This window comes from Bordetella petrii, assembly GCF_020991325.1.
GTDB lineage: Bacteria > Pseudomonadota > Gammaproteobacteria > Burkholderiales > Burkholderiaceae_B > Bordetella_A > Bordetella_A petrii_E.
This window is the reverse complement of sequence record NZ_JAJMLX010000342.1, coordinates 1-4,302: the sequence shown is the minus strand read 5'-3', so window position 1 is coordinate 4,302 and position 4,302 is coordinate 1. Positions and strand designations below refer to the sequence as shown.

Sequence of the window (4,302 nt, the reverse complement as noted above, 5' to 3'; positions counted from 1 at the left end):
CGGGAGCCGCGTCGCCCGCCGGCCCGGCCACGGCCACCTGGCCGGATGCCAGCAGCACGCCCAGCGCGATGGGCAGGTCGAAGCGGGCCGATGCCTTGGGCAGGTCGGCGGGTGACAGGTTGACTGTGATGCGGCCACTGGGAAACTCGAAGCCGCTATTGATAATGGCCGCGCGCACGCGTTCGCGGCTTTCGCGCACCTCGGTGTCGGGCAGGCCCACCACCGTGAAAGCGGGCAACCCGGGGCCCAGATGGGTTTCGACGCGCACGGCCGGCGCGTCGGCGCCGGACAATGCCCGGCTGGCAAGAATGGCTAGCGTCATGACGGCCCCAGAATGGATCAGCCGCCAGTATGGGCAAAGCGCCGCCTGAGGGCAGCGCAAGCGCGATGGAAATGTCGCGCCGCCGATCGCCGCGCGGCAGGAGCCGGTCAGGCCGGGCGCAGCCCCGGCGCGGACCTCAGGGCTTGCTTTCCAGCGCGGCCACGCGGGCCTCGAGCTGCTGGACCTGGGCCGACAATTGGTCGACGCGCTCGCGGGCCCGCGCCAGCAATTCGGCCTGCACGTCGAATTCCTCGCGGGTGATGAGGTCCATCTTGGTGAATGCCTGCCCCATCATGGCCTTCACGTTGCGTTCCAGGTCGGCCGCGGGGCTGCGGGCAATGAGATCGGACAGGTTCTTCTGGAAGTCTTCAATCCATTGTGTGCGGTTCATGACATCCTCGCATTCATCTTCGATGCCCACAGTGTAGACCCGAAATGTCCCACCCAAAAAAAATGGGCGGGCCGCACGCGGCACCGCCTCAAAGCACAGGAGAAAACCGAATCGCCACCTGGCGACTCCCAGAAGCAATCGCACCCTGGGGTGCTGGCCGCAACACTTGCGGCATGGCTTGATTCTTCCCGAGCCGCCGCGCGCCCACAAGCGGCGGCATGTAAAGCCGCGTTTCAAGGGAAGCGATACATTTATATCGAAAATGCACGGAATCCTGACGCAAGTGCAACCCGCTGAATACGTTTTCAGCCCCTGGATTACGAGGGCGCACTGAGCAATCACGCCAGCCGTCCGCGCTGCGACGGGCCGCCTGGATGCTGCGCCAGATGCGAGGGCAGGCTGCAATTCGATACAACAAGGCCGCCCTGAAAATATTCTGTTTCATTGTTCCCACTTGCAGTGCCACGCACCACAACAGGGCCATTACGCCCGGTATTTCGCACCGCTTTTGTGCACGAATGCACGACTTCGACGCGGCTGGCATCCCTGCCCCGGATCGCACCCGCTTTCAAAAGATGGCATGGATATTGCTTGATTGGGCATGCCTGAGTGCAACCACGAGAGGAATCGCCATGAAACTCATCATCGCCATCATCAAGCCGTTCAAGCTCGACGAGGTGCGGGTGGCTCTGTCCGGAATCGGAGTCCAGGGGCTCACCGTTACTGAAGTCAAGGGATTCGGCCGCCAGAAGGGCCACACCGAACTGTACCGGGGCGCGGAATACGCCGTCGACTTCCTGCCCAAATTGCGTGTCGAGGCCGCCGTGCCCGACCACCTGGTCGACCAGGTCATCGACGTCATCGAACAAGCCGCTCGTACCGGCAAGATCGGCGACGGCAAGATCTTCACCGCGCCGCTGGAGCAAGTCATCCGTATCCGCACGGGCGAATCCGGTGAAGCCGCGCTGTAAGAACAACGATAAAGAAAGATGCATTGGAGCCTGAATAATGGATAAAGCAGATATCTCCTGGTTGCTCGTTTCCACCCTGCTGGTGCTGATGATGGCCGTGCCAGGCTTGGCGCTGTTCTACGGCGGCCTGGTGCGCAGCAAGAACGTGCTGTCGGTGCTGATGCAGGTGCTGTGCACCTTCGCGCTGGGGTTGGTGCTGTGGTTCGCCTACGGCTATTCGCTGGCCTTTACCGAGGGCAACGCCTTCTTCGGCGGCCTGTCGCGCGCCTTCTTCTCGGGCATGTTCACGCCCGCCGACGGCTCATATGCCATGTCGGGCTCGCTGACCGAACTGCTGTTCGCGTCGTTCCAGGCCACTTTCGCCGGCATTACGTGCGCGCTGATCGTGGGCAGCTTCGCCGAGCGCGCGCGCTTTTCGGCCGTGCTGGTGTTCACGGTGATCTGGTTCACGTTCGCCTACGTGCCGATCGCCCACATGGTGTGGTTCGCGTCGGAAACGGCGCCGGGCCTGCTGAATGCCCGAGGCGCCCTGGACTTCGCCGGCGGCACCGTGGTGCACATCAATGCCGGCGTGGCCGGCCTGGTGGGCGCCTATGTGGTGGGCAAGCGCGTGGGCTACGGCCGCGAAGCCATGCAGCCGCACAACCTGCCCATGACCTTCATCGGCGCCGCCCTGCTGTGGGTGGGCTGGTTCGGGTTCAATGCCGGTTCGGCCCTGGCCGCCAATGAAGGCGCCACGCTGGCCTTCTTCAACACCATGATCGCCACCGCTGGCGCCATCCTGGCCTGGGTGGTGACAGAATGGGCGCTGAAGGGCAAGCCCTCGATGCTGGGCGCGGCTTCGGGCGCCATCGCCGGCCTGGTGGGCATTACCCCCGCCGCTGGCCTGGTGGGCCCTGGCGGCGCGCTGATCATCGGCCTGGTGGCTGGCGCCGTGTGCGTGTGGGGTGTCAATGGACTGAAGCGCATGCTGCGCGCCGACGATGCCCTGGACGTGTTCGGTGTGCACGGTGTGGGCGGTATCGTGGGCGCCCTGCTGACGGGTGTGTTCAATGCGCAGGCCCTGGGCGGGCCGGGCCTGGCCAGCACGGGCGAAATCCTGGGCCAGGTGTGGGTGCAACTGGAAGGCGTGCTGCTGACCATTGTGTGGTCGGGCGTGGTGGCATGGATCGCCTACAAGATCGCCAATATGCTGTGCGGCGTGCGCGTGCCGGAAGACCAGGAACGCGAGGGCCTGGACGTGACCAGCCACGGCGAATCCGCGTATCACAGCTAATGCCGGGAAGCTGGAGCCCGCCCAAGGGCTCCAGCGTCACCCAGCCTGGCCAACGGCCCCGCATGCAAGCGGGGCCATTGTTTTTTCCCCGGCGCCCTCAGCGCAGGCTGGCATCGATCAGCCGGCGCGCGGCTTCCGGCAAATGGCGCGCCGGCCCACCCTGCCCGAACAACTGGCCGGACACGAATGCCCCTTCCAGCAGCAAGAGCAGGCCGTCGGCCAGGATTTCGGGTTCGCCGGCGCCCATGTCGCGCGCCAGCTCCACCATGCGCGCGCGCAACTGCTTTTTGTTCGCCACCGCCACCTGCCGCGCAGGGTGGCCGGCCTCGGGGTATTCCACCGCAGCATTGGTCAGCCCGCAGCCACGGAAATTATCGCTATCGGCAACGCGCCGGGCCAGGCCTTCGAAATACGCCATCAGGCCGGCGCGCGGATCGCCCGGATGCGCCGGGTCGCCGGCGTTGAACTTGACCCAGAACTCCGCTTCGTAATCGCGTAGATATGAAGCCGCCAGTTCGTCTTTGGAAGAAAAGCTGCGGTACAGGCTGGGCTTGGTCACGCCGGCCTCTGCCACCAACGCATCGACGCCCACCGCGCGGATGCCGTCCTGGTAGAACATGCGGCGCGCCGTTTCGCGGATGCGGTCGGCAGCCGGGCGGGCAGGTTCACGGGCGGAACGGGACGGGTCTGATTTGCGGGTCATGGCAGCGGGCTCCACATCGATTCAAAAAAACACTTGACGATGTTACTGACCGGTACGTAGCATACGTTGTCCTTGAACGTACCGGTCAGTAACATGAGTATATCCCAGCTTCCCCGTCCTTTCCGGCGCACCGGCCAGGCCTATGCTTTCGTGGTGGTCGGCGTGATCTTCCTGGCCCTGCTGGTATCGGCCGGCTTGCGCTCTACTCCCAGCGTATTGCTGGTTCCACTGGAAGAAGCCTTCGGCTGGAGCCGCGCCACCATCTCGTTCTCGGTGGCGGCGGGGATCTTCCTGTACGGCCTGGTGGGCCCCTTTGCCGCGGCCGCCATGGAGCACTTCGGTTTGCGCCGCGTGCTGATCGGCGCATTGGCGCTGATGGCGCTGTCCACTGCCGCCAGCAGCTTCATGACCGAATCCTGGCACCTGCTGGCCACCTGGGGCGTGTTCTCGGGCATAGGCTCGGGCGCCGTGGCCGTGGTGCTGGGCGCCACGGTGGTCAATCGCTGGTTCGCCACCCGGCGCGGCCTGATGATGGGCCTGCTGACGGCCAGCACCGCCACCGGCACGCTGCTTTTCCTGCCGGGCCTGGCAGCGCTGGCATCGTCGGGCGACTGGCGGCGCGCCGTCTGGGCCGTGGCG

At 65.3% G+C, this 4,302-nt stretch carries 6 protein-coding genes; 3 read left to right on the top strand and 3 right to left on the bottom strand.

Features of this window, described 5'->3' with window-relative positions:
* Both LPZ50_RS22435 and LPZ50_RS22430 read right to left on the bottom strand, forming a co-directional pair.
* On the bottom strand, nt 1-322 hold a 322-nt coding region (locus tag LPZ50_RS22435; RefSeq protein ID WP_329957694.1), incomplete at its 3' end, for a magnesium chelatase domain-containing protein.
* 136 nt (nt 323-458) lie between these two features.
* A complete protein-coding gene (locus LPZ50_RS22430) occupies nt 459-713 on the bottom strand; it encodes an accessory factor UbiK family protein (protein WP_230665044.1) in 255 nt (84 codons plus the stop codon).
* Nucleotides 714-1,345: 632 nt separating this feature from the next.
* On the opposite strand from LPZ50_RS22430, the gene glnK reads away from it, so the two are divergent.
* Both glnK and amt read left to right on the top strand, forming a co-directional pair.
* Complete coding sequence (gene glnK, locus LPZ50_RS22425) at nt 1,346-1,684, top strand: P-II family nitrogen regulator (protein ID WP_012249555.1); 339 nt, start codon at nt 1,346-1,348, stop codon at nt 1,682-1,684.
* 37 nt (nt 1,685-1,721) lie between these two features.
* Nucleotides 1,722-2,960, top strand: a complete 1,239-nt coding sequence (gene amt / locus LPZ50_RS22420) for an ammonium transporter (RefSeq protein ID WP_230665043.1) — start codon at nt 1,722-1,724, stop codon at nt 2,958-2,960.
* Nucleotides 2,961-3,057: 97 nt separating this feature from the next.
* On the opposite strand, the gene LPZ50_RS22415 is transcribed toward amt, so the two are convergent.
* The gene (locus LPZ50_RS22415) at nt 3,058-3,663 is read right to left on the bottom strand and encodes a TetR/AcrR family transcriptional regulator (RefSeq protein WP_230665042.1); all 606 of its coding nucleotides are present in this window, start codon (nt 3,661-3,663) and stop codon (nt 3,058-3,060) included.
* A gap of 93 nt (nt 3,664-3,756) precedes the next feature.
* On the opposite strand from LPZ50_RS22415, the gene LPZ50_RS22410 reads away from it, so the two are divergent.
* Nucleotides 3,757-4,302: MFS transporter (locus LPZ50_RS22410; RefSeq protein WP_230665041.1), on the top strand; the 546-nt coding region annotated here is incomplete at its 3' end.

What these genes read in the sequence shown, in the direction of transcription:
- LPZ50_RS22430 (WP_230665044.1), bottom strand. Translation starts at nt 713, where the DNA reads ATGAACCGCACACAATGGATTGAAGACTTCCAGAAGAACCTGTCCGAT.
- glnK (WP_012249555.1), top strand. Translation starts at nt 1,346, where the DNA reads ATGAAACTCATCATCGCCATCATCAAGCCGTTCAAGCTCGACGAGGTG.
- amt (WP_230665043.1), top strand. Translation starts at nt 1,722, where the DNA reads ATGGATAAAGCAGATATCTCCTGGTTGCTCGTTTCCACCCTGCTGGTG.
- LPZ50_RS22415 (WP_230665042.1), bottom strand. Translation starts at nt 3,663, where the DNA reads ATGACCCGCAAATCAGACCCGTCCCGTTCCGCCCGTGAACCTGCCCGC.